The 354-nt window shown below is 65.3% G+C and carries 1 protein-coding gene; it reads right to left on the bottom strand.

Annotated elements, in window-relative coordinates:
• Window positions 1-110: 110 nt before the first annotated feature.
• Window positions 111-354: hypothetical protein (locus J0695_RS42075; RefSeq protein ID WP_206970070.1), on the bottom strand; the 244-nt coding region annotated here is incomplete at its 5' end.

Raw genomic sequence — 354 nt, 5'->3', positions numbered from 1 at the left:
TTGCTTTCACCGTGGTTCCCCGCTGTTCCCCGCTGGATCTGGTGCGGCTGTGGTGCGGCAGTGGTGCTGTGTCAGGAACGGGTGCCCAGCGGGCAGCCTCAGCGAGCGGCTCACCACTTCCGCCACTTGTCCGTGATCTGGTAACGGCCGAGTCCATGCCGGGCGGCCAGTGCGACGATGTCGATGCCGTGCTCGGTCAGCGATTGGTCGATGAAGTCGCACAGTTGCTCGCGCTCGTCGGTTTCGTAGGCGCTTTCGTTGTGGGCTTCGTTCACGGCGTTCAGGGCCAGGACGACGCGTTCCACGACGCCGAAGATCTGCGCGTCGTCTGCCTCGCTCAGGCCGGGAAGCTCC

The organism is Streptomyces beijiangensis (assembly GCF_017315755.1).
Classification (GTDB): Bacteria; Actinomycetota; Actinomycetes; order Streptomycetales; family Streptomycetaceae; genus Streptomyces; species Streptomyces beijiangensis.
Note: the sequence above shows the minus strand (reverse complement) of the source record. Positions and strands in the feature narration are given on the sequence as shown.